The sequence below is a fragment of the Streptomyces nojiriensis genome, assembly GCF_017639205.1.
Classification (GTDB): Bacteria; Actinomycetota; Actinomycetes; order Streptomycetales; family Streptomycetaceae; genus Streptomyces; species Streptomyces nojiriensis.
Genome location: NZ_CP071139.1, coordinates 6,615,818 through 6,639,549, shown reverse-complemented (window position 1 = coordinate 6,639,549; position 23,732 = coordinate 6,615,818). Strand labels below are relative to the sequence as shown.

Genomic DNA, 23,732 nt, shown 5'->3' with positions numbered 1-23,732 from the left:
GATCCACGGGCGTCAGCCCGCGGCGACCTCCGGCAGCCAGGCCGGCAGTGCCTCGGTACGCGCCAGCCATGCCGCCGGCAGCACGGCGTCCCCGCGCGCCCCCAGCACCCCGCCGACGATCGCGCAGGTCGTGTCGACGTCCCCGCCCACCTGCGCGGTGGTCCAGAACGCCCCCTCGTAGTCGTCCAGCGCCCGCGCCGCCGACCACAGGGCGAACGGCACGGTGTCGTGCGCGCTCGTGCGCCGCCCGCAGCCCAGGACGGCCGCGACCGTGGTCGCGTCGCCGTAGTCGAGCATGTCCCGCGCGCGCCGCAGCCCCGCACCCACCGCGCTGCGCGGCACCAGTGCGATCACCCCGTCCAGCAGGTCGGAGGCCTTCGGCGGGCCGTCGGCGCCCGCGGCCAGTGCCGCCGCCGCGGCGACGGCCATCGCCCCGCACACGGCCTCGCGGTGCTGGTGGGTGGTGTAGGCGGAGATCTCCGCCTGGTGCGTGGCCTGCTCCGGGTCGTCGGCGTACCAGGCACCCAGCGGCGCGATGCGCATCGCGGCGCCGTTGCCCCACGAGCCCTGCCCGTTGAACAGTTCGGCGGCCAGCGTGCGCCAGTCCTGCCCCTCCCGCACCAGACGCAGCATCCGGTTCACCGCAGGCCCGTAACCACGGTCGAAGTCGTGGTGGTGGGCGAAGGAACTCGCGAGCGCGTCCTGGTCGATCCGCCCGTGCTCGGCCAGCACCGCCACCACCGAGCAGGCCATCTCGGTGTCGTCGGTCCACTGCCACGCCTGGGCGCCGGTGGGCAGCTCGCGCCGCTTGAGCAGTGGGTAGTTCACGGGAACGAAGTACTGGGAGCCCAGGGCGTCACCCAGCGCCAGCCCTCGAAGGCTGGCCATGGCGCGCGCGTAGCGCCGTTCGGGAGTGGAATCAGGCGTCATCGCGGGCCACTCTAGCCGTCCAGGTCATAAGGCTCGTGTGTGGTCCACCGCTCAAACGGGCGGTCCAGCCGGTACCGGCCGTCCGGGCCGAGCAGGAGCACCCGGAATTCGCCGTTGCCCGGATTGGACAGGGCCTCGAATTCGGCCACGGACCAGTGGAACCAGCGCATGCAGAACAGCCGCATCGTCAGCCCGTGCGTCACCAGCAAAACGTTCTCGGGATGGTCGGGGGCCTCGAAGCTGCGGTAGAGGCTTTCCAGGAAGGATCCGACCCTGTCGTACACATCGGCCCCCGACTCGCCCTGCGCGAAGCGGTAGAAGAAGTGTCCGTACGCGTCCCGGTACGCCTTCTGCAGCCGTACGTCGTTCTGGTCCTGCCAGTTCCCCCAGTCCTGCTCGCGCAGGCGCGGCTCCTCGCGCATCCGCACGCGCGTCGGGTCCAGCCGGAGCTCCCGGAAGGTCTGCAGGGTGCGGCGGTACGGGGAGACGTACGCACTGATCGTCTCGGTGCCGAAGAGCTCGCGCAGCCGGACGCCCGCCGCCGACGCCTGCTCGCGCCCGGCAGGGGTCAGCCGCAGGGCGTGGTCGGGCTTCCTCTCGTACACCGAGTCGTCGGCGTTCCCCTCCGATTCCCCGTGCCGGACAAGGACGATGCGGTGTGGTCGAACCATTCCACGACCCTATTCCGACACCGGGCGGCCCGCCGACCGGGCACGCCGGTCGCCCCCCGGCGGTCATCGTACGGTCATACCGTCCAGGAGGGTTCGAGGTCGACGACATCGCCGGTGAGGGCCTCGACATCGGCCTGGATCTGGGCACGCAGGGAGAGCCGCTCGACCCGCTCCTGCCGGTACTTGCCGTGCTCGGCGGCGGCGTGCCACATGGAGAGGACCAGGAACTCCCGGCCCGGGGCCTCCCCGAAGAGGCCGCGGACCATCCCGGGTGAGCCCGCCATCGCCGGATTCCACACCTTCTCCTGCATGAGGGCGAAGTGGTCGACCCGGCCCTCCCGGACCCGCGTGTGCGCGACCCGTACGACGTCGGCATCGGTGAAGCGGGGCTCGAAGCCGGTCTTCACGTCGAAGCGGTGGTCGAAGAGCGTGACCCGCAGATCGGTATAGGTGCCGTTCTGGGAGGCGGCCAGCCGGTCGTGCGAGCGGGCCATGAAGGAGTCGTAGAAAGACCGGCTCTCCCAGAACGCGAAGACATGCGCGACCCCCTGCCGGCCCCGGCTCCAGCCGCCGCCCTGCCCCCGGAATCCCGGCTCACCCGGCAGCCCCGCCCATTTTCGCTGCCCGCGCTCGAACCCGCGTCGGTCCGTCACCGTGCAGCGAATCCACTTGACCAGCACGGCGCCATCGTACGGGCCAGGCGCGGCCCCGGTCAGTCCTCGGCGCGGTGGATCCGCACCAGTTCCTCCGCGTCCCGCTCGGGCAGCCGAAGCTCGAACTCCTGGTCGAGCACGGCGAGCAGCCCGTCCGGGCCGACGATCTCCTGCTCCGCCCGGCCGTCGGGGTGCAGCCGGGTGAGTTCCCGCCCGACGAGCGCCTGGCGGACGCCGTCACCCGGGTACTGGACGATCAGCCGCCCGACGAAGGAGGAGGCAGGGTGGCTGGAGCTGTAGTGGTTGAGTACGACGTAGTCGACGGGGTGATAGCGCTGCGGGGAGAAGGCGTACAGGTCCCGCCAGGTCTCGCCGCGCAGCAGGCACAGCACGAGGACGCCGTCCTCCTCCTCGCGGACGCGGTACGTCCACTCGCCCTGCCGCACCTCGGAGCCCGGCCGTCCCAGCGGCACCGGCTCGCGAGGGCCCTGGAACCCGAACCCGGCGTCGCACAGCCACGGTTCACCCTTCACGGTGACGACGAGGACGGCGTGCGTCACCGCGAGGACGGAGTCCCCGCGGGTGCGGTTGCGGGCACCGCGCCCGGAGACCTCGAAGCCGATCCGCTCCAGGGCGGCGGCCAGCAGCGAGTTCTGCTCGTAGCAGTAGCCACCGCGGCGGCCGTGCACGAGCTTGTCCTCGATCGACTTGAGGTCCAGCGCGACGGGGCGGCCGAGCAGGACGTCCAGGCTCTCGAAGGTGATGGAGGCGGTGTGGGCGCGGTGCACTGCGTACAACGTGCGGAGGTCCGGCCGGAGTTCCCCGGAGGGCCCCCGGTCCCCCTCATAACCGATCCGCTCCAGATACGCGTCCAGGTCCAGCTCGTCACCGCTCCACACGACTGACCATCTCCCCGTTCCCCCGCCCCGTCGGCCAACGCACCGCCGTGGAATCCGCAGGCGCGTCGTCATACGCGCCCCGCACAATGATCAGCATGACGGCCCTGCACACCAACCCGCTTTTCGACCGCCTCGCCGACGCCGAAAACATCCTGGTCACCGGTGCGGGCGGCGGCTTCGACATCTACGCCGGCCTCCCCGTCGCCCTGTCCCTCATGCACCAGGGCAAACGGGTGCACCTGGCGAACCTCTCCTTCAGCGCGCTCGCCGGACTGCCCTCCGAGGCGTGGGTGGCCCCCGACCTGGCCGCCGTCACCCCCGACTCCGCGCCCCACCTGACCTACTTCCCCGAGCGGACCCTGGCCCGGTGGCTGGAGGCGCACGACTACCCGGCCACCGTGTACGCCTTCCCCCAGACCGGGGTGCAGCCGCTGCGCGCCGCCTACCGCGAGCTGGTCGACCTCCACCGCATCGACGCGATCGTCCTGGTCGACGGCGGAACGGACATCCTGATGCGGGGCGACGAAGCGGGCCTCGGCACGCCCGAGGAGGACCTGACCAGCGTCGCGGCACTGGCCGCGCTGGACGACGTACCCGAACGCCTCGTCGTGTCGGTGGGCTTCGGTGTGGACGCGTACCACGGGGTCAGTCACGGCCTGGTGCTGGAGAACATCGCGGCGCTGGAGCGCGCGGGCGCCTACCTCGGCGCGTTCTCCATACCGCGCGCCACCAGGGAGGGAGCGCTGTTCCTGGACGCGGTGGCCCATGCCCAGGAACAGACCCCGGACATGCCCAGCATCGTGAACGGCTCGATCGCCGCGGCCGTCCGGGGTTCCTTCGGCGACGTGCAGTTCACCAGCCGCACGCGGGGCAGCGAGCTCTTCGTGAACCCGCTGATGTCCCTGTGCTTCGCCTTCGACCTGCCGGGGCTGGCCGCGCGCTGCCTGTACCTGGACCGCATCGAGGACACCCATCTGATGCGCCAGGTCCATTCCCGGATCGCCGAGTTCCGCGAGGAACTGGTCACCCGTCCGTCCCGCCGCATCCCCCACTGACCCGCCCGCTCCGGTACACGTCCCAGCGGTCAGAGACCGAGCAGCTCCGCGAGGGTGCCACCCAGAACGCGATCGCGCACCATGCCCGGCCTGGTGACGCGTTCGACGGTGGCCCGAGCGAGGAACGGATCTCCGTACGGCGCGTCCGAGCCGAAGAACGTCCGGTCGGGCACCTCGTCGATCGCCAGCCGTACCGCGAAGACGACGGCGGCCGTCGACAGTTCCAGGTACAGGTTCGGGGTCTCCCGGGCCAGCTCGATGGCGGTCAGCCAGTTCAGCCCGCCGAGTTGGCTGATCACCAGCGGGACGGTGGGGTGCTCGCGCGCGAGTCCGGCCAGCGTGGCCAGATCTCCCGCCGTGGTCGGTGCGAACCCGTGCACGACCACCGGCAATCCACCGTGGTCGGAGGCCGCTCGCAGAACGGGTTCGATCAGACCGGCCCGCTCCGGCGGCGGGGTCAGCTCACCTATGCCCCGGAAGCCCCGGCCGACGACCTCCTGCTCGACATCCGCCGCGATCCGCTCGGCCGGCTGATCCAGTCGGACCTTGCCGAAGCCGATGAAGCGATCGGGATACGCCGCACACGCCGCGGCGAGTTCCTCCCCCGCGGCCCGATGGCCCGCCGGACCGTCGGCGCCTCCGCCGACCGTCTCGTCCAGCACACTCATCTCCCGCCGGAAGGAAGCCAGATCGGTGGCCCGCTCGGGATGCGGCCGGGTGCTGAAGAGCACCGCACGGTCCACTCCTGCCTCGTCCAGCAGGGCGATGTGCCGGTGCACGGGATCGTGGACATGGCTGTGCGCATCGATGATCAACGGATTCTCCTGGTCAGGACCGGTACAGGTGGCGGAATGCCGCCGCCGGTCCCATCGTTCAAGGTTGACACGATGGCAAGGTCAAGCTCCGGGGGAAGCAATGCTGATCGGCCAGCTGGCCAAACGGACCGGGACGAGCGAGCGGTTGCTCCGGTACTACGAACGGGTCGGCCTGCTCGCCTCGACCCGTCGGGCCAACGGCTACCGCGACTACGACGATGCCGCCGAGCGGACGGTCGGTCAGATTCGCGCCCTGCTGGCGGCCGGGCTGTCCACCAGCCTGATCCGGCAGGTACTGCCCTGCGCCCTCGCAGACGGCTCGTTGCGCCCGTGCCCGGGAGTCCTGGACAAGCTGCGCACACAGCTCGCCCACCTCGACCGGCGCGCGGAGGAATTGGCACAGGCCCGCCGAACCCTGCGGCAAGCCATTGCGGCAGCCGAACACACCGGGTAGCCGCTCGACCGGGTGTGGACTCGATGCCACCGCGGCGCCACCGAAACGCCCGGTGGGGTGCCCGCGTCACCGCGAACACCCCACCTGAACAGCTCACTCACGCCCTACAGGGCGTCAAGATCGATCAGCTGCAACCGCTCGTCGAGCCGCAGCCCTCGCAGATGTAGCAGGAGCCGGCGCGCTGCATCTTCGTACCGCAGGAGAAGCAGAGCGGGGCGTCGGCGGAGACACCGAGCTGCATCTCGACCAGTTCGGCGTTGCTGTGCGCCGTCTTCGGGGCCGGGACGGAGACGGCCGCGACCGGCTTCGGGGCCGACGGGACCGCTGCCAGCGGGGTCGCCTGCGTCAGGGACTCGGTGTCCAGCTCGTCCTCGAGCGGCTCGTAGGAGCCGGTGTCCAGGTGACGCTGACGCTCCTCGGCGGTGTGGATGCCGAGGGCCGAGCGGGTCTCGAAGGGCAGGAAGTCCAGCGCCAGGCGGCGGAAGATGTAGTCGACGATCGACTGCGCCATCCGCACGTCCGGGTCGTCCGTCATGCCGGCCGGCTCGAAGCGCATGTTCGTGAACTTCGAGACGTAGGTCTCCAGCGGAACGCCGTACTGCAGACCGACCGAGACGGCGATCGAGAAGGCGTCCATCATGCCCGCGAGGGTCGAGCCCTGCTTGGACATCTTCAGGAAGACCTCGCCCAGACCGTCGTCCGGGTAGGAGTTCGCCGTCATGTAGCCCTCGGCGCCACCGACCGTGAAGGAGGTGGTGATGCCCGGGCGGCCCTTGGGGAGGCGCTTGCGGACGGGGCGGTACTCGATGACCTTCTCGACGGCGGCGCGGATGGTCTCCTCCGTCTTGACGGTGACCTCCTCCTTCTCCTCCTCCTTCTTCTTGGCGGAGAGGGGCTGGCCGACCTTGCAGTTGTCGCGGTAGATCGCGAGCGCCTTGACGCCCATCTTCCACGCCTCGAAGTAGATCTCCTCGATCTCCTCGACGGTCGCCGTCTCCGGCATGTTGACCGTCTTCGAGATCGCGCCGGAGATCCACGGCTGGATCGCGGCCATCATGCGGACGTGGCCCATCGCGGAGATGGAGCGCTCGCCCATGGCGCAGTCGAACACCGAGTAGTGCTCGGTCTTCAGGCCGGGGGCGTCGACGACCACACCGTGCTCGGCGATGTGGGTGACGATCGCCTCGATCTGCTCCTCCTGGTAACCCAGGCGGCGCAGGGCCTGCGGGACGGTGCCGTTGACGATCTGCATCGAGCCGCCGCCGACGAGCTTCTTGAACTTGACCAGGGCCAGGTCCGGCTCGACACCGGTGGTGTCGCAGGACATCGCGAGACCGATGGTGCCGGTCGGCGCGAGGACGGAGGCCTGGGAGTTGCGGAAGCCGTTCTTCTCGCCGAGGCGCAGGACGTCCTGCCAGGCCTCGGTGGCCGCGGCCCAGATGCTGTTGTCCAGGTCCTCGGTGCGCGGCGCGACGGCGTTGGCGTCGGCGTGCTGCTTCATGACGCGCTTGTGCGACTCGGCGTTGCGGGCGTAGCCGTCGTACGGGCCGACGATGGCGGCCAGCTCGGCGGAGCGCTTGTACGCGGTACCGGTCATCAGCGAGGTGATCGACGCGGCGAGGGTGCGGCCGCCGTCGGAGTCGTACGCGTGGCCGGTGGCCATGAGCAGGGCGCCGAGGTTGGCGTAGCCGATGCCCAGCTGGCGGAAGGCGCGGGTGTTGTCGCCGATCTTCTGCGTCGGGAAGTCCGCGAAGCAGATGGAGATGTCCATCGCGGTGATGACGAGCTCGACGACCTTGGCGAAGCGCTCGGCGTCGAAGGACTGGTTGCCCTTGCCGTCGTCGTTCAGGAACTTCATCAGGTTGAGCGAGGCGAGGTTGCAGGACGTGTTGTCCAGGTGCATGTACTCGCTGCACGGGTTGGACGCGGTGATGCGGCCGGACTCGGGGCAGGTGTGCCAGTTGTTGATCACACCGTCGTACTGGATGCCCGGGTCGGCACAGGCCCACGCGGCCTCGGCCAGCTTGCGGAAGAGCGCCTTGGCGTCGACCTTCTCGATGACCTCGCCGGTCATACGGGCACGCAGGCCGAACTCGGTGCCGTTCTCGACGGCCGTCATGAACTCGTCGTTCACGCGGACGGAGTTGTTGGCGTTCTGGTACTGGACGGACGTGATGTCGTCGCCGCCCAGGTCCATGTCGAAGCCCGCGTCGCGCAGGGCGCGGATCTTCTCCTCCTCCTTCACCTTGGTCTCGATGAAGGCCTCGACGTCCGGGTGGTCCACGTCCAGGACGACCATCTTGGCCGCGCGGCGGGTGGCGCCGCCCGACTTGATCGTTCCGGCGGACGCGTCGGCGCCGCGCATGAAGGAGACCGGGCCGGAGGCGTTGCCGCCGGAGGAGAGGAGCTCCTTGGAGGAGCGGATGCGGGAGAGGTTCAGGCCGGCGCCGGAGCCGCCCTTGAAGATCATGCCCTCTTCCTTGTACCAGTCGAGGATCGACTCCATGGAGTCGTCGACGGCGAGGATGAAGCAGGCGGAGACCTGCTGCGGCTGGGGCGTACCGACGTTGAACCACACCGGGGAGTTGAAGCTGAAGATCTGGTGCAGGAGGGCGTAGGTCAGCTCGTGCTCGAAGATCTCCGCGTCGGCGGGCGACGAGAAGTAGTCGAAGTCCTCGCCGGCCTTCGTGTACGTCTTCACGATCCGGTCGATCAGCTGCTTCAGACCGGTCTCGCGCTGCGGGGTGCCGACCGCGCCGCGGAAGTACTTGCTGGTGACGATGTTGACCGCGTTCACCGACCAGAAGTCGGGGAACTCGACACCACGCTGCTCGAAGTTGACCGAGCCGTCGCGCCAGTTGGTCATGACGACGTCACGGCGCTCCCAGCTCACCTCGTCGTAAGGGTGCACGCCCGGGGTGGTGTGGATGCGCTCGATACGCAGGCCGCCCTTGGCAGCCTTGGTCCCCTTGGCGCGGGAACCACGTGCCGAGCCGCTCGCCGTCTCTGTCATGCCGCTTCCTCCCATATGCGGGCAAAAACGCCCTAAAGTGCCATCGATATTCCGCGGCACAGTGCTGTGTCGTGTATCTACGTCTCTTCGCCTGGCCGACCGGCCGCGTCACGACGCGTGAGCGCCGCGGTACGGATGGTCCGGTCAGTCGGCGGCGGAGGCGGGCACGGGGACCTGGACGGTCCCACCGAGCTCGCACTCTTCAGGATGAGACCGCGAAACGCGGAGTTCCGCGATGGCGGTCTCGAAGTCTTCAAGGGTGTCGAAAGCTTTGTAAACGGAAGCGAAGCGCAGGTACGCGACCAGGTCGAGCTCCTGCAACGGGCCGAGTATGGCCAGACCCACGTCGTGGGTGGTCAGCTCGGCACTCCCGGTGGCGCGCAGCGCCTCCTCGACCCGCTGGCCGAGCTTGGCGAGGGCGTCCTCGGTGACCGGCCGCCCCTGGCACGCCTTGCGCACGCCGGAGATGACCTTGGTACGGCTGAAGGGTTCGGTCACCCCGCTGCGCTTGATCACCATCAGCGAGGCCGTCTCCACCGTCGTGAAGCGACGGGAGCAGTCGGGGCACTGACGGCGCCTGCGGATCGACGTGCCGTCGTCCGTGGTGCGGCTGTCGACGACACGGCTGTCGGGGTGCCTGCAGAAGGGGCAGTGCATGGTTCCCTCACCCTCCCTTTTGGCACGACCGAATCACCCCACGGAGCCCCTGAACGACGGAGCTGGACTCCGTCGGGGGCTCGTGAAGCAGCCACCAGCATATGCGATCCCGGGGCCCCCGGAAGACCCGAGGACCACAACCTCTGGGTGGCAGCGCTCATCCAACCACTAGATCTTGGGTTGTGGAGGATTTACGCGGCTCCGCGTGTCGCGGCGTCCGGTGGGCGGACACGGGGCCTGTCGGTGCCACACTGGGCGCGGGCCCGAAAGGCGGCGATCCGACCGGGAAGGGTACCGTAGGCGGCGGATGCCGAGCCGAACCCGCGTTCGGCGAACCGATCGTCCATACACCCCTTGATATGCCCACGCAGGACGATCTGCGATTTTTCACTCGAACGTGTGTTTGGCGCAACCTTTCGAAAGCTACTACCGTTGTCCAGCTAGGGAGAACATTTCGAGAGGGGCCGACGTGACCACCACCGCAGACAGTGCCGCCATTACCGCCCAGAACCGCTCCCAGAGCCGACTCGAGCCGGTGCATGCCATGAACGACGCAAACCTGAACCCGGATGCGGAGCCCGCAGTGCGCCCCGCACGCTCGCTGCCAGGTCGACCTCCAGGCATCCGCGCCGACAGCTCCGGGCTCACGGACCGGCAGCGGAGGGTCATCGAGGTCATTCGCGACTCCGTGCAGCGGCGCGGTTACCCGCCGTCGATGCGGGAGATCGGCCAGGCGGTCGGCCTGTCCAGCACCTCGTCGGTCGCACACCAGCTGATGGCCCTGGAGCGCAAGGGCTTCCTGCGTCGTGACCCGCACCGCCCCCGGGCCTACGAGGTGCGCGGCTCCGACCAGCCGAGCTCGCAGCCCACGGACACCACCGGCAAGCCCGCCGCCTCCTACGTTCCCCTGGTCGGCCGGATCGCGGCCGGCGGTCCGATCCTCGCCGAGGAGTCGGTCGAGGACGTCTTCCCGCTCCCCCGCCAGCTGGTCGGCGACGGCGAGCTCTTCGTCCTCAAGGTCGTCGGCGACTCGATGATCGAGGCCGCCATCTGCGACGGCGACTGGGTCACGGTCCGTCGCCAGCCGGTCGCGGAGAACGGCGACATCGTCGCCGCGATGCTCGACGGCGAGGCCACGGTCAAGCGCTTCAAGCGCGAGGACGGCCACGTCTGGCTCCTCCCGCACAACGCCGCCTACCAGCCGATTCCCGGCGACGAGGCGACGATCCTCGGCAAGGTCGTCGCGGTACTGCGTCGGGTCTGACCCCGCCGCCCCCATTCAGCCCCCGGGACCCACTGCGCCGGTTCCGGGGGTTGCTCTTTGCGGCTGAACCGCCGCCGCTCCGGCGGATGCGGTCGCTCGCCGCTCGTGCTCCCGAGAACTACTTGCCGTCAGCGTGAGCGGCAGCGTCGATCGCCGCCAGGGAACGGCGGACCTGATTGCGGTCCGTGGTGTACCAGAAGTCCGGCAGCGTGGCCCGCAGGAAGCTCCCGTAGCGGGCCGTCGCCAGTCGGGGGTCCAAGACCGCGACGACACCCCGGTCACCAGAGGCCCGTACGAGACGGCCCGCGCCCTGCGCCATCAGCAGCGCGGCATGTGTGGCCGCGACGGCCATGAAGCCGTTGCCGCCGTGCTCCTCGACCGACTTCTGGCGGGCGCTCATCAGCGGGTCGTCGGGGCGCGGGAAGGGGATCCGGTCCATGACCACGAGCTGGCAGCTGGGGCCGGGCACGTCCACGCCCTGCCACAGCGACAGCGTCCCGAACAGGCAGGTCTTCGGGTCGGCGGCGAAGGACTTGATCAGCTCGCCGAGGGTTTCCTCACCCTGGAGCAGGATCGGGTTGTCGAGCCGGCCGCGCAGCTCTTCGGCCGCCGCCTTGGCACCGCGCATGGAGGAGAAGAGACCGAGGGTGCGGCCGCCGGCCGCCTCGATCAGCTCGGCGAGCTCGTCCATCATGTCGCCCCGCGTCCCCTCCCGGCCCGGCGTGGCCAGGTGCTTGGCGACGTAGAGGATGCCCTGCTTGGGGTAGTCGAACGGCGAGCCGACATCGAGGCCGCGCCAGACGGGTACGTCGTCGCCCTCGACCCCCTCGGGGGACAGGCCCAGGGAGGCCGCGACCCCGTTGAAGTCGCCGCCCAGCTTGAGGGTGGCGGAGGTCAGGACCACGGAGCGGTCCTCGAACAGCTTCTCCCGCAGCAGGCCGGACACCGACAGGGGCGCGACGCGGAGGGTGGCGCCGAAGCGGTCGTGGCGCTCGTACCAGACCACGTCGTACTCGGAGCCGTTGGTGATCCGCTCCGCCACCCCGTGAATGCTCTCCACCGCGGCCAGCGCCTGCTTGCGCACCGCGTCCTCGTCCTGGACGGACTTGTCCCGGGTCGCGCCGATCGCCGAGATCACATTGCGCGAGGCGTCCCGCAGGGACATCAGCGCGTAGCCGAGGTCCTCGGGGATCTGCTCCAGCCGGCCCGGGAGCGCCAGCTCCATGACCCGCTCGAAGGTTTCGGAGGCGGTCTGCAGGGAGTCGGCGGTCTTCTCGTCGACCAGCTTGGAGGCACGCTTCACTGCCCGGTTGACCTGGCCCGGGGTGAGCTCTCCGGTGGCGACCCCGGTCACCCGGGAGACCAGCTCGTGGGCCTCGTCCACGATCAGCACCTCGTGCTGCGGCAGCACGGGTGCGCCCTCGATGGCGTCGATGGCGAGCAGGGCGTGGTTGGTGACGACCACGTCCGCGAGCTTGGCCCGCTCACGGGCGGCCTCCGCGAAGCACTCGGCGCCGTACGCGCACTTCGTCGCGCCCAGGCACTCGCGCGAGGAGACGGAGATCTGGGACCAGGCCTTGTCCGAAACACCCGGGGTCAGGTCGTCGCGGTCGCCGGTCTCGGTCTCGTCCGCCCAGTCGCGCATCCGCAGCAGGTCCTGGCCGAGCTTGCTGGTGGGCGCGGCCGCCTCGAACTGGTCGAACAGGCCGTCCTCCTCGTCCTGCGGAGCGCCCTCGTGCAGGCGGTGCAGGCAGAGATAGTTCGACCGGCCCTTGAGCATGGCGAACTGCGGGCGGCGGCGCAGCTGCGGGTGCAGTGCCTCCACCGTCCGGGGCAGATCGCGCTCGACGAGCTGCCGCTGGAGGGCGAGGGTCGCCGTGGCGACGACCACGCGCTCACCGTGCGCGAGGGCCGGCACCAGGTAGCCGAGGGACTTACCGGTGCCGGTGCCGGCCTGGATCAGCCGGTGGGAGTTGTCGTCGATCGCTTCGGCGACGGCTTCGGCCATGGCCACCTGGCCGGGCCGCTCCGTGCCGCCGACGGCGGAGACGGCGGCGTGCAGCAGGTCGGGGAGGGAGGGCTTCGTCATAGCACTGCCAACCCTACGGGGCCGCACCGACAGCGAGCGCACCGGCGAGCAATCATGGCCGGTACAAGGGGTTGGGTACGGTGCCGTGCTGCACGGCGTGGGGGCGGTCGGGGCGGTCCCGGTAGCCATCTTCGTAGAGCCGGTTCCGGTTCAGGCAGAGCCGTCCGATGCGCTCGCCGAGCAGGTCGAAGAGCTCATAGCGGTCCTTGAGCTCCGGGAAGCGGGCCTGGTGGCGCAGGATCTCCGCCCGTACGAGGGACCAGAACTCGCTCTCCGGGACACCGAGGCCGTCCTCGCACAGAGCCGAGAGGTAGCGGAAGACACCGACGAACAGCCCGGAGTGGATGAACTGGGGCAGGAAGTCGGCGGGCTCGGTGAGCAGGACCGCCCGGACCTCGTCGGGCAGGGACGCGAGCTCGGGCAGCGGTTCGTCGGTGATGTTGACGTCGTCGACGAAGTCCTTGACCGCGAGCCGGACCGGGACGTCCTGCTCGTCGAAGATCACGATGACGTTCTCGCCGTGCGGGGAGAAAACGGTGCCGTAGCGGTAGAGGAAGCGGAGCAGCGGGGGCAGGAGGGCGGCGAAGAGGCGCTGCAGCCAGACGGTGGGGGTCAGCCCGGACCGGGCGACGAGCTCGGCGGTGAAGGACCGGCCGCGCGGGTCGGTGTGGAGGAGGGAGGCGAGCGTACGGGCGCGCTCACCGGGTGCCAGCAGGCCGGTCAGGGGCTCGCGCCAGATCGCGCCGAGGAGCTCCTTGTACTGGTACGGGACCTCGGGGAGCGCGTCGTAGACGGGGTGGCGGACGGTGACGGAGGCCACCTCGCCGAGCAGGACGACCCGGCATTCGTCGCGGAGGAAGGGGTCGCCGTCGCGGAGCGAGTGGATCCAGGCGGTGACGGCGGGGGCCGCGAGCGCGAGGTCGCAGGGCAGTCCGCGCCAGACCATGGTGTTGAAGACGGAGAGCGGGAGTTTGACGCTGTGCCGGTCGGGCCGGCTGAGGTTGAGGAAGGTGCGGACGGACTGCTGCGGGAGACGCACGTCGGGATCGGCGGGGAGCGGCACCAAGGCGCCTGAGGCGAGCGCCGGGGCGAAGAGGGGGAGGACGACCTCGTCCCACTGCCAGGGGTGTACCGGCAGGTAGAGGTAGTGGAGCGGGTCGAGGCCACGGTCGCGCAGGGACCGGTCGAAGGCGGCCCGGGTGACGGGGTCGAGCTCGGCGGTGTAGAGGCGGGCGGGGTCCTCAAGGCCGGCGGTCCCGCGGTAGGCGGCGAGCGAGGTGTGGGCGGCGAGCCAGGGCAGCCGCTGGCGGGTGCGGGCCTCGGGGGCCCAGGCCGCGGTGTCGGAGGCGGAGAGTCCGATGCGGCCCTTGTTGGGGACGAGCCAGGGGTGGCCGGTCTGGTGGCCTTCGAGCGCGGCGTAGTCGAGGTCGGCGAGGACGTCGGCGGTGAGTGCGGTGTGGTCGAGCCGCGCGTCGGCGGTGAGGGTGGCGCTGAGCTCGCGGACGAGGTGACCGAGGGTGGCCCCGTCGAGCCCGAGGAGGGTGCGGGCCCGGATGAGGAAGGCGTAGGGGTCCCCGAAGGCGGTCGGGCTCCCGAGGTCGCCCGGCACGGGCGGTGAGGGTGGTGGGGTCGGCGCGGGCGCCGGTGGGGTCAGGGTGATCGTGTCCGGGGTGACGTGCCAGCTGCCGTACGAGCGGCGGCGGGCGCGGAAGCCGAGGCTGCTGCCGTCGTCGAGGGTCAGGGTCCAGGCGTCGCCGGCGGCGGCCGGTACGGGGACGGGACGGATGATCTCCTCGTAGGCGAACTCGCCGAGCATCTTCGCGAGCAGCCGGCGGGCGGCGAAGTCCCAGGTCTCGCGGTTGAGTTCGGGCGGCGTGCAGGGGTGCTGGGGTGACGGCGGCATGGCGGGTTCGGCCGTGTCGGGGGCTGCGGGGAAGTTCGGCACGTGACTCCTCGGAGGTCGGGAACTTTGCTTCGCTACGCAGAGTTATCGAAGGGAGAGGTGCGAAGCTGCCGACGACGGTCGGGGTTTGCGGTGCGGCACTCAGAGGAGATTGCGCAGCACTCGCTCCCGGATCATCAGGGCGGCCCGCTTCTCGGGAAGGTCGATTTCCGCGGAGCAGCGGAAGCCGGAGTTCAGGAAGGCTGATACGGAGGGGGTGTTGCGGATGTCCGGTTCCGCGACGACGCGTGTGCAGCGGGGACGGTTGCCGAGGACCAGGTCGGCGACGGCACGCAGCAGGGCTGTTCCCAGTCCGCGGCCGCGGTTCGTGCCGTCTCCGATGAGCAGGTGGATACCCGTGTCGTGGGGGCGCGCCGGGTAGTGCCCGGAGAGCGGGTCGAGGTCGGCCCGGTAGATCTCCCAGTAACTCATCGGCGTGCCGTCGAGGAGGCCGAGGCAGGGGATGCTGCGGCCGTCCCCGTCGAGCTGGGCCCGCAGGTGCGCGGCCGTGACCGCGGCGGGGCCCGCGAGCTCCCAGTAGGCCGCCACCTCGGGATCGTTCATCCAGCCGGTGAGCAGCTCCAGGTCACGGCCGGGCCGCACGGGTTCGAGGCGGAAGGCTCCGGCGGGCGTGGTGACGCTGCCCCAGATGGCGGGGGAATCGAGCAGGTCGGCCTCGGCGAGCAGCGGCAGCAGTGCCGCGTTGAGCCGTTGCGCGAGCCCTCCGCCGACGGCTTCGACGACGCCGGCGGCGGTGCGGGCGTCGTGGGCGGATCGGGCGGCCGGGGCCGGGGCTGACATGTGGGTGGAGGGCATCGGGGCTCTTCTCCGCGTCGGCGCCGACGCGTCAATCGTGAAGGGGGTTGGTGATGGTGACGTAGACGGACTGGGTGTCGACGGGGCCGACCAGCTCGTCGAGACCGCCCAGGCGGGTGAGCAGATTCGCCTTGCAGCGCAGGGTGGGCGAGTCGAGCAGCCGTGCGGGGAGCGGGCCGAGGCCCGCGGCCTTGGCGAGGAAGCGGCGGAAGGCGGCGAGGAGGACCCGTTCGTCCGCGAGCCGCTGGGATCCGAAGGCGCCGATGAGACCGAGCACGTTGTTGATGCCGAGGTAGTAGGCGAAGCGTTCGTCGGTGACGGCGTCGGACACGAAGGTGTCACTGGCGCTTCCGATGCCGGGGAGCCGGTGTTCCAGTTCCGCGCGGCGGGATTCACGGAAGTAGTAGCCCTGGTTGTCGCGGTAGCGGCCGCCGATCGGCCAGCCGGCCGGGTCGAGGAGCACCAGGGTGTTCTGCTGGTGCGCTTCGAGGGCGATGCCGGCGAGCGCGTCGAAGGCGAGGACCGGCAGCACCACGTGGTCGAGGTAGCGCAGGAACCACTCGGCGGCGACGGCGGACGTGGTGTGGCCGGTGGCGGTGGCGAGCCCGGTGACGAGTTCGGCGAGGCGGGAGCTCATGGTGGTCCGGCCGGGCCACGGGCGGGGAGCGGTGAGTGCGGCGATGCAGACGGGGTCGTCGCCCGAACGGAAGGGGTTGTGGCGCAGCAGGGCGTCGAGTCCGGGCACGGGGGTTCCGTCCGGGGCGTCCACGGCGACCCAGGCGGGGTCGCGGACGATGTCGAAGGCGGGGTGGGACGCCTGCCACTGCTCGGCGAGGCCGGTGCGGAGCAGCCGGTGTACCTCGACGCCGCGGTGGAGTTCCTTGCGGAGGTTCTCGCGGCGGGAGTTGGTGATGCGCAGGCCCAGGGAGAGCTTGAGCATCGCGGGGGCGCCCGGCCGGTGGACGGTGCGGACGGAGGAGGTGGGGTACCAGGGCTCGCCGTGCGGGCCCAGGTCGTGCAGAAGTCCCGCGTCACGGAGGGCGGTGACGGCGGGGCGTTGGAGCAGGTCGCGGGCCTGCCAGGGGTGCAGGGGAAGGGGGGTGGTGCCGTGGGGCAGCGGGAGCCCGGGGGCGAGTCTGCCGAGGAGCTGTGGGGCGGAGACGGGGCGGCCGCTCTCGGTCCAGGCCGATTCGCTGGCGAGGGCCGCGGGTTCGACCGCGAACCAGTGCAGGGGGAAGGAGCCGTGGAGTTCGGGTGAGTAGCGGCGTACCTCGGCCTCGGAGAGTCCTTCGCGGCTCTTCGGGTCGGGCTGGAGGGGGTGGCCGAGGAGGAGCGCCTGTTCGGCGGTGAGGAAGCGGTCCCCGCCGACGGGATCCGGGGCGGTGGGGCGTTCCCGCCGGTCGGCGATGAACTCGGTGGTGCGGCGCACCGAGTCGGCGACCCGGCCGACGAGGTCGGCGGCGCCCCGGCCGCCGCTCGTGCCCTCACGGGCGATGAGCGCGGCGATGGTGACGGCGTCGAGGGAGGGCGCGGAGGCGGTCGTGCCTTCGAGCCGGACCGCACCGAATCGGTGCCAGCCGGCGTGGGACCAGTGGCGGACCGGGACGAGCAGGGCGGTGCCGGAGGCGGGAAGGGGGATGCGCAGGGGGGTTCCGACGGGCCCGTCGGGGCGGCCGACACCGGATTCGCGGACCCAGCAGCGGAGCAGGTTCTCCACCGCCGCGGCCTCGGCGGCGACGGCCGGGTCGGGGTGGTTGAGGAGGTCGGGCAGTGTGGTCGGCTCCAGCCGGAGGGGGCTCGTCCAGCCGGAACGGGGCCGGGGCGTGCCGTCCTTCTGCCGCGGCACCGTGGCCGTGGCCCCGAGGCCGGTCCCGGCCCCGGCCCCGGTGGGGGCCGTAGCCGCAGCCGCCGCGGGGAGCGGCTCGGCCGGTGCTCCGGGTGCGCCCGGCGACGCAGGCTGCGGGTGCTCGGCCATGGCCCCGTCGGCGTCGGGCGGCGTGCCGGCCGGGGGCGGAGTCGGTGCGTCCTCGGCGGGTACCGGCCGGGCCGGCGGGGCGGCCGCGGGCCCCGGGCCCTGCACCTCGGGCACGTCGGGCCGGGGCGACGGCGATGGCGACGCCGACAACGCGGCCTCTCGTGGCGGCGTCGCGGTGCCGGGCGGCGGCGACGGCTGCCCCGGGGCGGCGGCCTCCTCGTGGTCCGGGCGCGGCTGCGTGTGGGCCGGTCCCGGCGGTGGGGCGGGCCGGTCGGCGGACAGCGGCTGGGTCTCCGTGATCGGGGTGGACGGGTGCGGGTCTGGCATCGCGGGTCCTCGGGGTGCGGGTCAGTGGGTCCGGCGGGCGGCGGCCGGGATGGCGTCGGCCAGGCGGTCGAGGACCGCCGCGGCCTGCTCGTCGGTCAGGGTCAGCGGGGGAAGGAGGCGCACCACGGCGCCGTGGCGGCCGCCGAGCTCGACGATCAGGCCGCGGTCGAGGCACTCCTGGCGGACGGCGGCGGCGAGGGACGGCGCGGCGGCCCCGGTGTCGGGGTCGACGAGTTCGACGCCGATCATCAGGCCCCGGCCCCGTACCTCTCCGATGCAGGGATGGCCGCAGGCCAGGCCGTGCAGGGCCGCCAGCATCCGTTCCCCCAGGGCGGCGGCGCGCTCGGCGAGCCGGTTCTCACGGACGAAGGCGAGCGTGGCGGTACCGGCGGCCATGGCGAGCTGGTTGCCGCGGAAGGTGCCCGCGTGCGCGCCGGGGGCCCAGACGTCCAGGCCCGCCCGGTACACGATCACCGCGAGCGGCAGGCTGCCGCCGATCGCCTTGGAGAGGACCATGACATCGGGCACCACCCCGGCGTGGTCGACTCCCCAGAAGGCACCGGTCCGGCCGACGCCCGTCTGCACCTCGTCGGCGATCAGCGGGATCCCCCGCGCCGCGGTGATCTCGCGCATCCGGCGCAGCCAGCCGTCCGGGGCGGGGATCACCCCGCCCTCGCCCTGCACGGGTTCGACGATCATGCCGGCGGGGGCGGGCACCCCGCCCTTCGGGTCGTCCAGCAGGTTCTCCGTCCAGCGCGCGGAGAGTTCGGCACCCTCGGGGCCGCCGACGCCGAACGGGCAGCGGAGGTCCTGTGGGTACGGCAGCCGGGTCACCCGAACCCCGGGGGCGCCCCCCGAGGCGTCCAGGGCCCCGGCGGTCATGCCGTGGTAGGCCCCGGTGAAGGCGAGCAGCCCGGGGCGTCCGGTCGCGGTGCGCACCAGTTTGAGGGCCGCCTCCACGGCGTCCGTGCCGGCCGGACCGCAGAACTGGATGCGCGCGTCGGCGGCCAGCGCGAGCGGCAGGTTCGCGAACAGCTCGGTGGTGAAGGCGTCCTTGACCGGGGTCGCGAGGTCCAGCACGTGCAGCGGGGCCCCCGAGTCGAGCACGCCCCGGATGGCTTCGAGCACCACCGGGTGGTTGTGCCCGAGGGCGAGCGAGCCCGCGCCGGAGAGGCAGTCGAGGTAACGCCGTCCGTCGGCGCCCTCGATGGTGAGCCCGCGGGCCCGCACCGGGACGATGGGCAGCGAGCGCGCGTACGTGCGGGCGGCGGACTCCCGCTGCGACTGCCTGCGCAGGATGCCCTCCGGAGCGGCGGAACCCTCAGGCCCACCGTTCACAACGGAACCGCTCGGGGCGTCCGGACCCGGCCCCCGGCTTCCCTGCAACGGCACTTGGCGCGGGATCTCTGTCGCGGCCGCCGCCGCGGCCGGCTCGGTGACAGCCACGAGTGTCGGTCCTCCCGCAGTGATTGCTCTTCCGGATTGCGTCTCGAACATGAACGCTGCTCCCCCATCCCCCGTACGTACCAACGACGGTGACGGCGAGGGATCACGGGTTGACTCAAGATCCTTGTCCCGCACGGGAAGAGCGCCAGGAACCGCGGCCCCGGCCTGTGTCGTCCTGGGCCACAGCGGCATAGTGGGGGCCTGCACTCCACTCCTCGAACTCCCAGGGGGACGAACGACATGCGACCGAACCGACCGGTCACCGCGATTCTGTGCGCGGCCACGCTCGCGCTGACCGCGGCTGCCTGCGGCCCCGGCGACGGGGAGGCCGGCGGCGACGCCAAGCCGACCGTGGCTGCGAGCCTGCCGGGCCAGGACGGGATCAAGATCCCGGACCAGCTCAAGGACAAGCTCAAGGAGCACGGGATAGACCTGGAGAAGTGGAAGGGGGGTGAGTGGAAGAACTGGAAGAAGGAGGACTGGCTCCGCGAGGCGGGCGACTACATCAACCCGGTCATCGAGGGCCTGTGGGACCCGGACCGCATGCGTGACGCCGAGCAGCCGCAGCGTCCGGCCGTCGACCCCGACGCGGGCAAGGACCAGGGCGTCACCGACCCCACCCCGGCACCGGTGGCGGCCAAGCAGGCCGCCCCGCCCTACCACACGAGCGTTCCGGCGTCCGGCAAGGTGTTCTTCGACGGCCCCGAGGGCTCGATGGTCTGCTCGGCGACCGTGGTCAAGGACCCGGCCCACCCCGGCAAGTCGAACATGGTCTGGACGGCGGGCCACTGCGTCCACGCGGGCAAGGCCGGCGGCTGGTACCGCAACATCGCCTTCGTCCCGTCCTACAACAACGCGGGCAAGCCGGCGGCGCAGCTCAAGGGCGCGCCCCGCGAGACGGTGGCCCCGTTCGGCGTGTGGTGGAGCGACTGGGCGCAGACCTCCGACCAGTGGATCGCGAGCGGCGGTCCGACGGGCGGCGCGGGTGCCCCGTACGACTTCGCGGTACTGCACGTGATGCCCGAGAAGGGCAGCACCAAGTCCCTGGAGGAGACGGTCGGTTCGGCGCTCCCGGTGGAGTTCAACGCGCAGGCCGTGCCGAAGGTCGCGAGCATCACGGCGACGGGCTACCCGGCGGCGGCTCCGTTCGACGGCCAGCGCGCCTTCCAGTGCACGGACCGGCCGGGCCGGCTGTCCCTGAACGCGAACGACCCGGTGATGTACCGCATCGGCTGCACCATGACCGGCGGTTCCTCCGGTGGCGGCTGGGTCTCGGCTGGCTCCGACGGCAAGCCGGCGCTGGTGTCGAACACCTCGATCGGCCCGGCCAAGGCGGGCTGGCTGGCCGGACCCCGGCTGGGGCCGGAGGCGAAGGGCATCTTCGACGCCGTCAGCCGCAAGTTCAAGTAGTCCGAGCGGCACGGGCAGTCCGAGCGGTCCCGGACCCCGGGCGTGGCCGAAAGGCTGAGGCCCCCCTGCGGTGCAGGGGGGCCTCAGCCGTCAAACCGTCAAGCCGTCAGCACGCTCAGCGCTTCGCGAGCGCGTACGGCGCCAGGTCCGCCGCCAGTTCCTGGTGGACCCGTGCCTTGAGCAGGGTGCCGTCCGGGGTGTGCTCCTCGGAGATCACCTCGCCCTCGGCGTGCGCCTTGGCGACCAGCGAGCCGCGCGTGTACGGCACCATGGCCTCCACCTCGACCTCGGGCCGCGGCAGCTCGGAGTCGATGAGCGCGAGGAGTTCCTCGATGCCCAGGCCCGTCCGCGCCGAAACCGCGATCGAGTGCCGCTCGATCCGCAGCAGCCGCTGCAGGACGAGCGGATCCGCGGCGTCGGCCTTGTTGATCACCACGATCTCGGGCACGTTGACCGCGCCGACCTCGCGGATCACCTCGCGCACCGCCGCCAGCTGCTCCTCCGGAGCCGGGTGCGAACCGTCCACGATGTGCAGGATCAGGTCGGAGTCACCGACCTCCTCCATCGTGGAGCGGAACGCCTCGACCAGGTGGTGGGGCAGGTGCCGGACGAAGCCGACCGTGTCGGCCAGGGTGTAGACCCGGCCGCTCGGCGTCTCGGCCCGGCGCACGGTCGGGTCGAGGGTGGCGAACAGTGCGTTCTCCACCAGGACGCCCGCGCCCGTGAGACGGTTGAGCAGCGAGGACTTGCCCGCGTTGGTGTAACCGGCGATGGCGACCGAGGGCACCTTGTTGCGGCGCCGTTCCTGCCGCTTGATGTCACGGCCGGTCTTCATCTCCGCGATCTCCCGGCGCATCTTCGCCATCTTCTCGCGGATCCGTCGCCGGTCGGTCTCGATCTTGGTCTCACCGGGGCCTCGGGTGGCCATGCCGCCACCGCCGCCGCCACCCATCTGCCGTGACAGCGAGGCACCCCAGCCGCGCAGTCGCGGCAGCATGTACTGCATCTGCGCGAGCGCGACCTGCGCCTTGCCCTCTCGGGACTTGGCGTGCTGGGCGAAGATGTCGAGGATCAGCGCGGTCCGGTCGACCACCTTCACCTTGACGACGTCCTCGAGGGCGATGAGCTGGCCGGGGCTGAGCTCACCGTCGCACACGACGGTGTCGGCGCCGCTCTCCATGACGATGTCACGCAGCTCGCGCGCCTTGCCCGAGCCGATGAAGGTGGCCGGGTCCGGCTTGTCACGGCGCTGGATCACACCGTCGAGTACGAGCGCACCCGCCGTCTCGGCGAGGGCGGCGAGCTCCGCGAGGGAGTTCTCCGCGTCGTTCACCGTGCCGGAGGTCCAGACACCGACCAGTACGACGCGCTCCAGGCGCAGCTGCCGGTACTCGACCTCGGTGACGTCTTCGAGCTCGGTGGAGAGGCCGGCCACGCGGCGCAGGGCCGCGCGCTCCGAGCGTTCGAGCTGCTCGCCGTCCCGGTCTCCGTCGATCTCGTGGCTCCAGGCGACGTCCTCTTCCATCAGGGCATCGGCCCGAAGGCTCTCGGTGAAGCTCTGCGAGTCCCGCACGTCCTGTGCGTCCCGCGCGTCCTGGGAAGGGGAAGAAGAGGAGGTCATTGGATCCTTACGTCGATTCGAATAGCAGTGTCACGTTAGCTGTGACGTTAACTGTCACGTCCAACGTGTCACACCGCCGGGGGATTCCCCACGCGGCCCCGTCGATGGTGACATGCCCGTTCCTCGCCGGTCACACCCTTTTATCGGGCGCTCCCGTCCGCCGCGGCCTTGCCGGAGGACGCCTTGCCGCTCCACTCCGGGTGCCCCGGCATCGGTGGGGTCGTGGCCCCGTACAGCCAGGGCTCCAGGAAGGCCGCGAGGTCGCGGCCCGCCTCCTGCGAGGCCAGGCGCACGAAGTCGGCCGTCCCCGCGATCCCGTCCCGGTTCTCCGCGACCCAGCGCCGCTCGATCCTCTCGAAGGCCTCGGTGCCGATCTCCTGCCGCAGGGCGTAGAGGATCAGCGCGGACCCGTCGTAGACCACCGGCCGGAACAGTCCGATCTTCTGGCCGGGTGCTGCGGCCTTCGGGGCGGCCGGCGGGCCGCCCGCCGCCCGCCACTGGTCGGAGCGCTGGTACGCCTCGCGCATGCGCCGCTCCAGGGAGTACTTGCCGAGCCCGTCCGCGTACAGGGCCTCGTACCAGGTGGCGTGTCCCTCGTTGAGCCACAGGTCGGACCAGGTCCGCGGGGTGACGCTGTCGCCGAACCACTGGTGGGCGAGCTCGTGGACCATCACGGACTCCACGTACCAGTCGGGGTAGCCATCGCCCGCGAACAGGTTGCTCTCGAAGAGCGAGAGGGTCTGCGTCTCCAGCTCGAAGCCGGTCGTGGCCCGCGCGATCAGCACCCCGTAGTTCTCGAAGGGGTAGCGGCCGACCCGCTCCTCCATCCACTCGATGTGGCCCGCGGTCTTCTTGAGCCAGGGGTCCAGTCGCCGGCGGTCCTGGGCGGGCACCACGTCGCGCAGCGGCAGTCCGTGCGGTCCGGTGCCGTGCACGACCTCGGAGCGGCCCACCGAGACCTGGGCCAGCTCGGTGGCCATCGGGTGCCGGGTCCGGTACGTCCAGGTCGTCGTGGGGCCGAGCCGCACGGCGGGGACCACCGACTCCCCGTTGGCGACGGCCGTGAGACCGGCCGGGGCGGTGATCCGGAAGGTGAAGAACGCCTTGTCGGCGGGGTGGTCGTTGCAGGGGAAGACGCGGTGCGCGGCGTCGGCCTGGTTGGCCATGGCCAGGCCGTCCGCCGTCGGCACCCAGCCGCCGTCGCCGCGGCCGCGCGGATCACTGGTGTGCCGGATGGTGATGTGCAGCGGCATGTTGTCCGCCACCGGGCGCGCTGGCGTGAGGACGAGGTCCTCCGCCACGCTCTCGAACCGCGCCGGCTCCCCGTTGACCTCGGCGGACGCCACCTTGCCGTGGGTGAAGTCCAGATTGATGCGCTCCAGCCGCTCCAGGGCGCGGGCGTCGATGACGGTGACCGCGTCGAGCGGGCTCAGGTTGTCCTTGTAGTCGAAGGACAGGTCGTACGAGAGCACGTCGTACCCCGGGTTCCCGAGCTCCGGGAAGAGCGGGTCGCCGATGCCCAGCGGCGTCGGTGGGGGCAGGACGGCGGCGACGAGGGTGAGGGAGGCCGCGGCGAGCAGGGTGGCGCGCAGGCGCGGGGAGGAGAGCTGCATCCACCACCGCTTACCAGCGCCCGCCACACGGCCGCGTACGGCGCGCGACGGGTCCACCCGAACGGGGCGTTCCGGAGCCGTT

Annotated in this window: 18 protein-coding genes; 4 read left to right on the top strand and 14 right to left on the bottom strand. The window is 71.4% G+C overall.

The features are described from left to right. Positions 1-12: 12 nt before the first annotated feature. From JYK04_RS30930 to JYK04_RS30915, 4 genes are all read right to left on the bottom strand, one after another. Positions 13-930 (bottom strand): ADP-ribosylglycohydrolase family protein, encoded by a 918-nt coding sequence (locus JYK04_RS30930; protein ID WP_189738833.1) that lies wholly within the window; start codon positions 928-930, stop codon positions 13-15. Positions 931-941: 11 nt separating this feature from the next. Then, the gene (locus tag JYK04_RS30925) at positions 942-1,601 is read right to left on the bottom strand and encodes a histidine phosphatase family protein (RefSeq protein ID WP_189738829.1); all 660 of its coding nucleotides are present in this window, start codon (positions 1,599-1,601) and stop codon (positions 942-944) included. A 74-nt stretch (positions 1,602-1,675) separates the two neighbouring features. Beyond that, positions 1,676-2,281, bottom strand: coding sequence for a YdbC family protein (locus JYK04_RS30920; RefSeq protein WP_030008846.1), 606 nt, complete (start codon positions 2,279-2,281; stop codon positions 1,676-1,678). A gap of 32 nt (positions 2,282-2,313) precedes the next feature. Continuing rightward, complete coding sequence (locus JYK04_RS30915) at positions 2,314-3,153, bottom strand: arylamine N-acetyltransferase family protein (RefSeq protein WP_229875469.1); 840 nt, start codon at positions 3,151-3,153, stop codon at positions 2,314-2,316. Positions 3,154-3,248: 95 nt separating this feature from the next. On the opposite strand from JYK04_RS30915, the gene JYK04_RS30910 reads away from it, so the two are divergent. Then, positions 3,249-4,208 carry a DUF1152 domain-containing protein gene (locus JYK04_RS30910; RefSeq protein WP_189738825.1) on the top strand — a complete coding sequence of 320 codons (960 nt, stop codon included), beginning with the start codon at positions 3,249-3,251 and terminating at the stop codon, positions 4,206-4,208. A 29-nt stretch (positions 4,209-4,237) separates the two neighbouring features. Here the strand turns inward: JYK04_RS30910 and JYK04_RS30905 are convergent, their stop codons facing one another. Next, entirely contained in the window at positions 4,238-5,023 is a 786-nt protein-coding gene (locus JYK04_RS30905; RefSeq protein WP_189738822.1) for an amidohydrolase family protein, read from the bottom strand. A gap of 100 nt (positions 5,024-5,123) precedes the next feature. Here JYK04_RS30905 and JYK04_RS30900 point away from each other — a divergent pair, with 100 nt between their 5' ends. Continuing rightward, a complete protein-coding gene (locus tag JYK04_RS30900) occupies positions 5,124-5,477 on the top strand; it encodes a MerR family transcriptional regulator (protein WP_189738819.1) in 354 nt (117 codons plus the stop codon). 124 nt (positions 5,478-5,601) lie between these two features. Here the strand turns inward: JYK04_RS30900 and JYK04_RS30895 are convergent, their stop codons facing one another. Both JYK04_RS30895 and nrdR read right to left on the bottom strand, forming a co-directional pair. Then, a complete protein-coding gene (locus JYK04_RS30895) occupies positions 5,602-8,490 on the bottom strand; it encodes a vitamin B12-dependent ribonucleotide reductase (RefSeq protein WP_189738815.1) in 2,889 nt (962 codons plus the stop codon). Positions 8,491-8,634: 144 nt separating this feature from the next. Further along, complete coding sequence (gene nrdR, locus JYK04_RS30890; RefSeq protein ID WP_189738812.1) at positions 8,635-9,147, bottom strand: transcriptional regulator NrdR; 513 nt, start codon at positions 9,145-9,147, stop codon at positions 8,635-8,637. A 469-nt stretch (positions 9,148-9,616) separates the two neighbouring features. Between nrdR and lexA the strand changes: the two genes are divergently transcribed. Continuing rightward, positions 9,617-10,411, top strand: a complete 795-nt coding sequence (gene lexA / locus JYK04_RS30885) for a transcriptional repressor LexA (RefSeq protein WP_150259859.1) — start codon at positions 9,617-9,619, stop codon at positions 10,409-10,411. Positions 10,412-10,529: 118 nt separating this feature from the next. Here lexA and JYK04_RS30880 read toward each other — a convergent pair whose 3' ends face one another. The 5 genes from JYK04_RS30880 to JYK04_RS30860 all read right to left on the bottom strand — a co-directional run bounded on the left by JYK04_RS30880 (position 10,530) and on the right by JYK04_RS30860 (position 19,057). Continuing rightward, positions 10,530-12,500, bottom strand: a complete 1,971-nt coding sequence (locus tag JYK04_RS30880) for an ATP-dependent DNA helicase (protein WP_189738810.1) — start codon at positions 12,498-12,500, stop codon at positions 10,530-10,532. 52 nt (positions 12,501-12,552) lie between these two features. After that, positions 12,553-14,445: an IucA/IucC family protein gene (locus JYK04_RS30875; protein WP_229875467.1), complete on the bottom strand. Its 1,893-nt coding sequence runs from the start codon at positions 14,443-14,445 to the stop codon at positions 12,553-12,555. Positions 14,446-14,544: 99 nt separating this feature from the next. Next, positions 14,545-15,258 (bottom strand): GNAT family N-acetyltransferase, encoded by a 714-nt coding sequence (locus tag JYK04_RS30870; protein WP_229875464.1) that lies wholly within the window; start codon positions 15,256-15,258, stop codon positions 14,545-14,547. Between the two features lie 31 nt (positions 15,259-15,289). Then, positions 15,290-17,233 carry an IucA/IucC family protein gene (locus JYK04_RS30865; protein ID WP_373297452.1) on the bottom strand — a complete coding sequence of 648 codons (1,944 nt, stop codon included), beginning with the start codon at positions 17,231-17,233 and terminating at the stop codon, positions 15,290-15,292. A gap of 348 nt (positions 17,234-17,581) precedes the next feature. After that, the gene (locus tag JYK04_RS30860; RefSeq protein WP_229875459.1) at positions 17,582-19,057 is read right to left on the bottom strand and encodes a diaminobutyrate--2-oxoglutarate transaminase family protein; all 1,476 of its coding nucleotides are present in this window, start codon (positions 19,055-19,057) and stop codon (positions 17,582-17,584) included. 189 nt (positions 19,058-19,246) lie between these two features. Between JYK04_RS30860 and JYK04_RS30855 the strand changes: the two genes are divergently transcribed. After that, positions 19,247-20,416 carry a trypsin-like serine peptidase gene (locus tag JYK04_RS30855; RefSeq protein WP_189738802.1) on the top strand — a complete coding sequence of 390 codons (1,170 nt, stop codon included), beginning with the start codon at positions 19,247-19,249 and terminating at the stop codon, positions 20,414-20,416. Between the two features lie 115 nt (positions 20,417-20,531). On the opposite strand, the gene hflX is transcribed toward JYK04_RS30855, so the two are convergent. Further along, positions 20,532-22,037, bottom strand: a complete 1,506-nt coding sequence (hflX, locus tag JYK04_RS30850) for a GTPase HflX (protein ID WP_189738800.1) — start codon at positions 22,035-22,037, stop codon at positions 20,532-20,534. A gap of 140 nt (positions 22,038-22,177) precedes the next feature. Then, the gene (locus JYK04_RS30845) at positions 22,178-23,650 is read right to left on the bottom strand and encodes a M1 family metallopeptidase (protein ID WP_189738797.1); all 1,473 of its coding nucleotides are present in this window, start codon (positions 23,648-23,650) and stop codon (positions 22,178-22,180) included. Between the last annotated feature and the right edge of the window lie 82 nt (positions 23,651-23,732).

Excerpts from the sequence above, each read along its gene's own strand:
- JYK04_RS30930 (WP_189738833.1), bottom strand. The coding sequence starts at position 930 with ATGACGCCTGATTCCACTCCCGAACGGCGCTACGCGCGCGCCATGGCC.
- JYK04_RS30925 (WP_189738829.1), bottom strand. The coding sequence starts at position 1,601 with ATGGTTCGACCACACCGCATCGTCCTTGTCCGGCACGGGGAATCGGAG.
- JYK04_RS30910 (WP_189738825.1), top strand. The coding sequence starts at position 3,249 with ATGACGGCCCTGCACACCAACCCGCTTTTCGACCGCCTCGCCGACGCC.
- JYK04_RS30900 (WP_189738819.1), top strand. The coding sequence starts at position 5,124 with ATGCTGATCGGCCAGCTGGCCAAACGGACCGGGACGAGCGAGCGGTTG.
- JYK04_RS30895 (WP_189738815.1), bottom strand. The coding sequence starts at position 8,490 with ATGACAGAGACGGCGAGCGGCTCGGCACGTGGTTCCCGCGCCAAGGGG.
- nrdR (WP_189738812.1), bottom strand. The coding sequence starts at position 9,147 with ATGCACTGCCCCTTCTGCAGGCACCCCGACAGCCGTGTCGTCGACAGC.
- JYK04_RS30880 (WP_189738810.1), bottom strand. The coding sequence starts at position 12,500 with ATGACGAAGCCCTCCCTCCCCGACCTGCTGCACGCCGCCGTCTCCGCC.
- JYK04_RS30870 (WP_229875464.1), bottom strand. The coding sequence starts at position 15,258 with ATGCCCTCCACCCACATGTCAGCCCCGGCCCCGGCCGCCCGATCCGCC.
- JYK04_RS30865 (WP_373297452.1), bottom strand. The coding sequence starts at position 17,233 with ATGGCCGAGCACCCGCAGCCTGCGTCGCCGGGCGCACCCGGAGCACCG.
- JYK04_RS30860 (WP_229875459.1), bottom strand. The coding sequence starts at position 19,057 with ATGTTCGAGACGCAATCCGGAAGAGCAATCACTGCGGGAGGACCGACA.
- JYK04_RS30855 (WP_189738802.1), top strand. The coding sequence starts at position 19,247 with ATGCGACCGAACCGACCGGTCACCGCGATTCTGTGCGCGGCCACGCTC.
- hflX (WP_189738800.1), bottom strand. The coding sequence starts at position 22,037 with ATGACCTCCTCTTCTTCCCCTTCCCAGGACGCGCGGGACGCACAGGAC.
- JYK04_RS30845 (WP_189738797.1), bottom strand. The coding sequence starts at position 23,650 with ATGCAGCTCTCCTCCCCGCGCCTGCGCGCCACCCTGCTCGCCGCGGCC.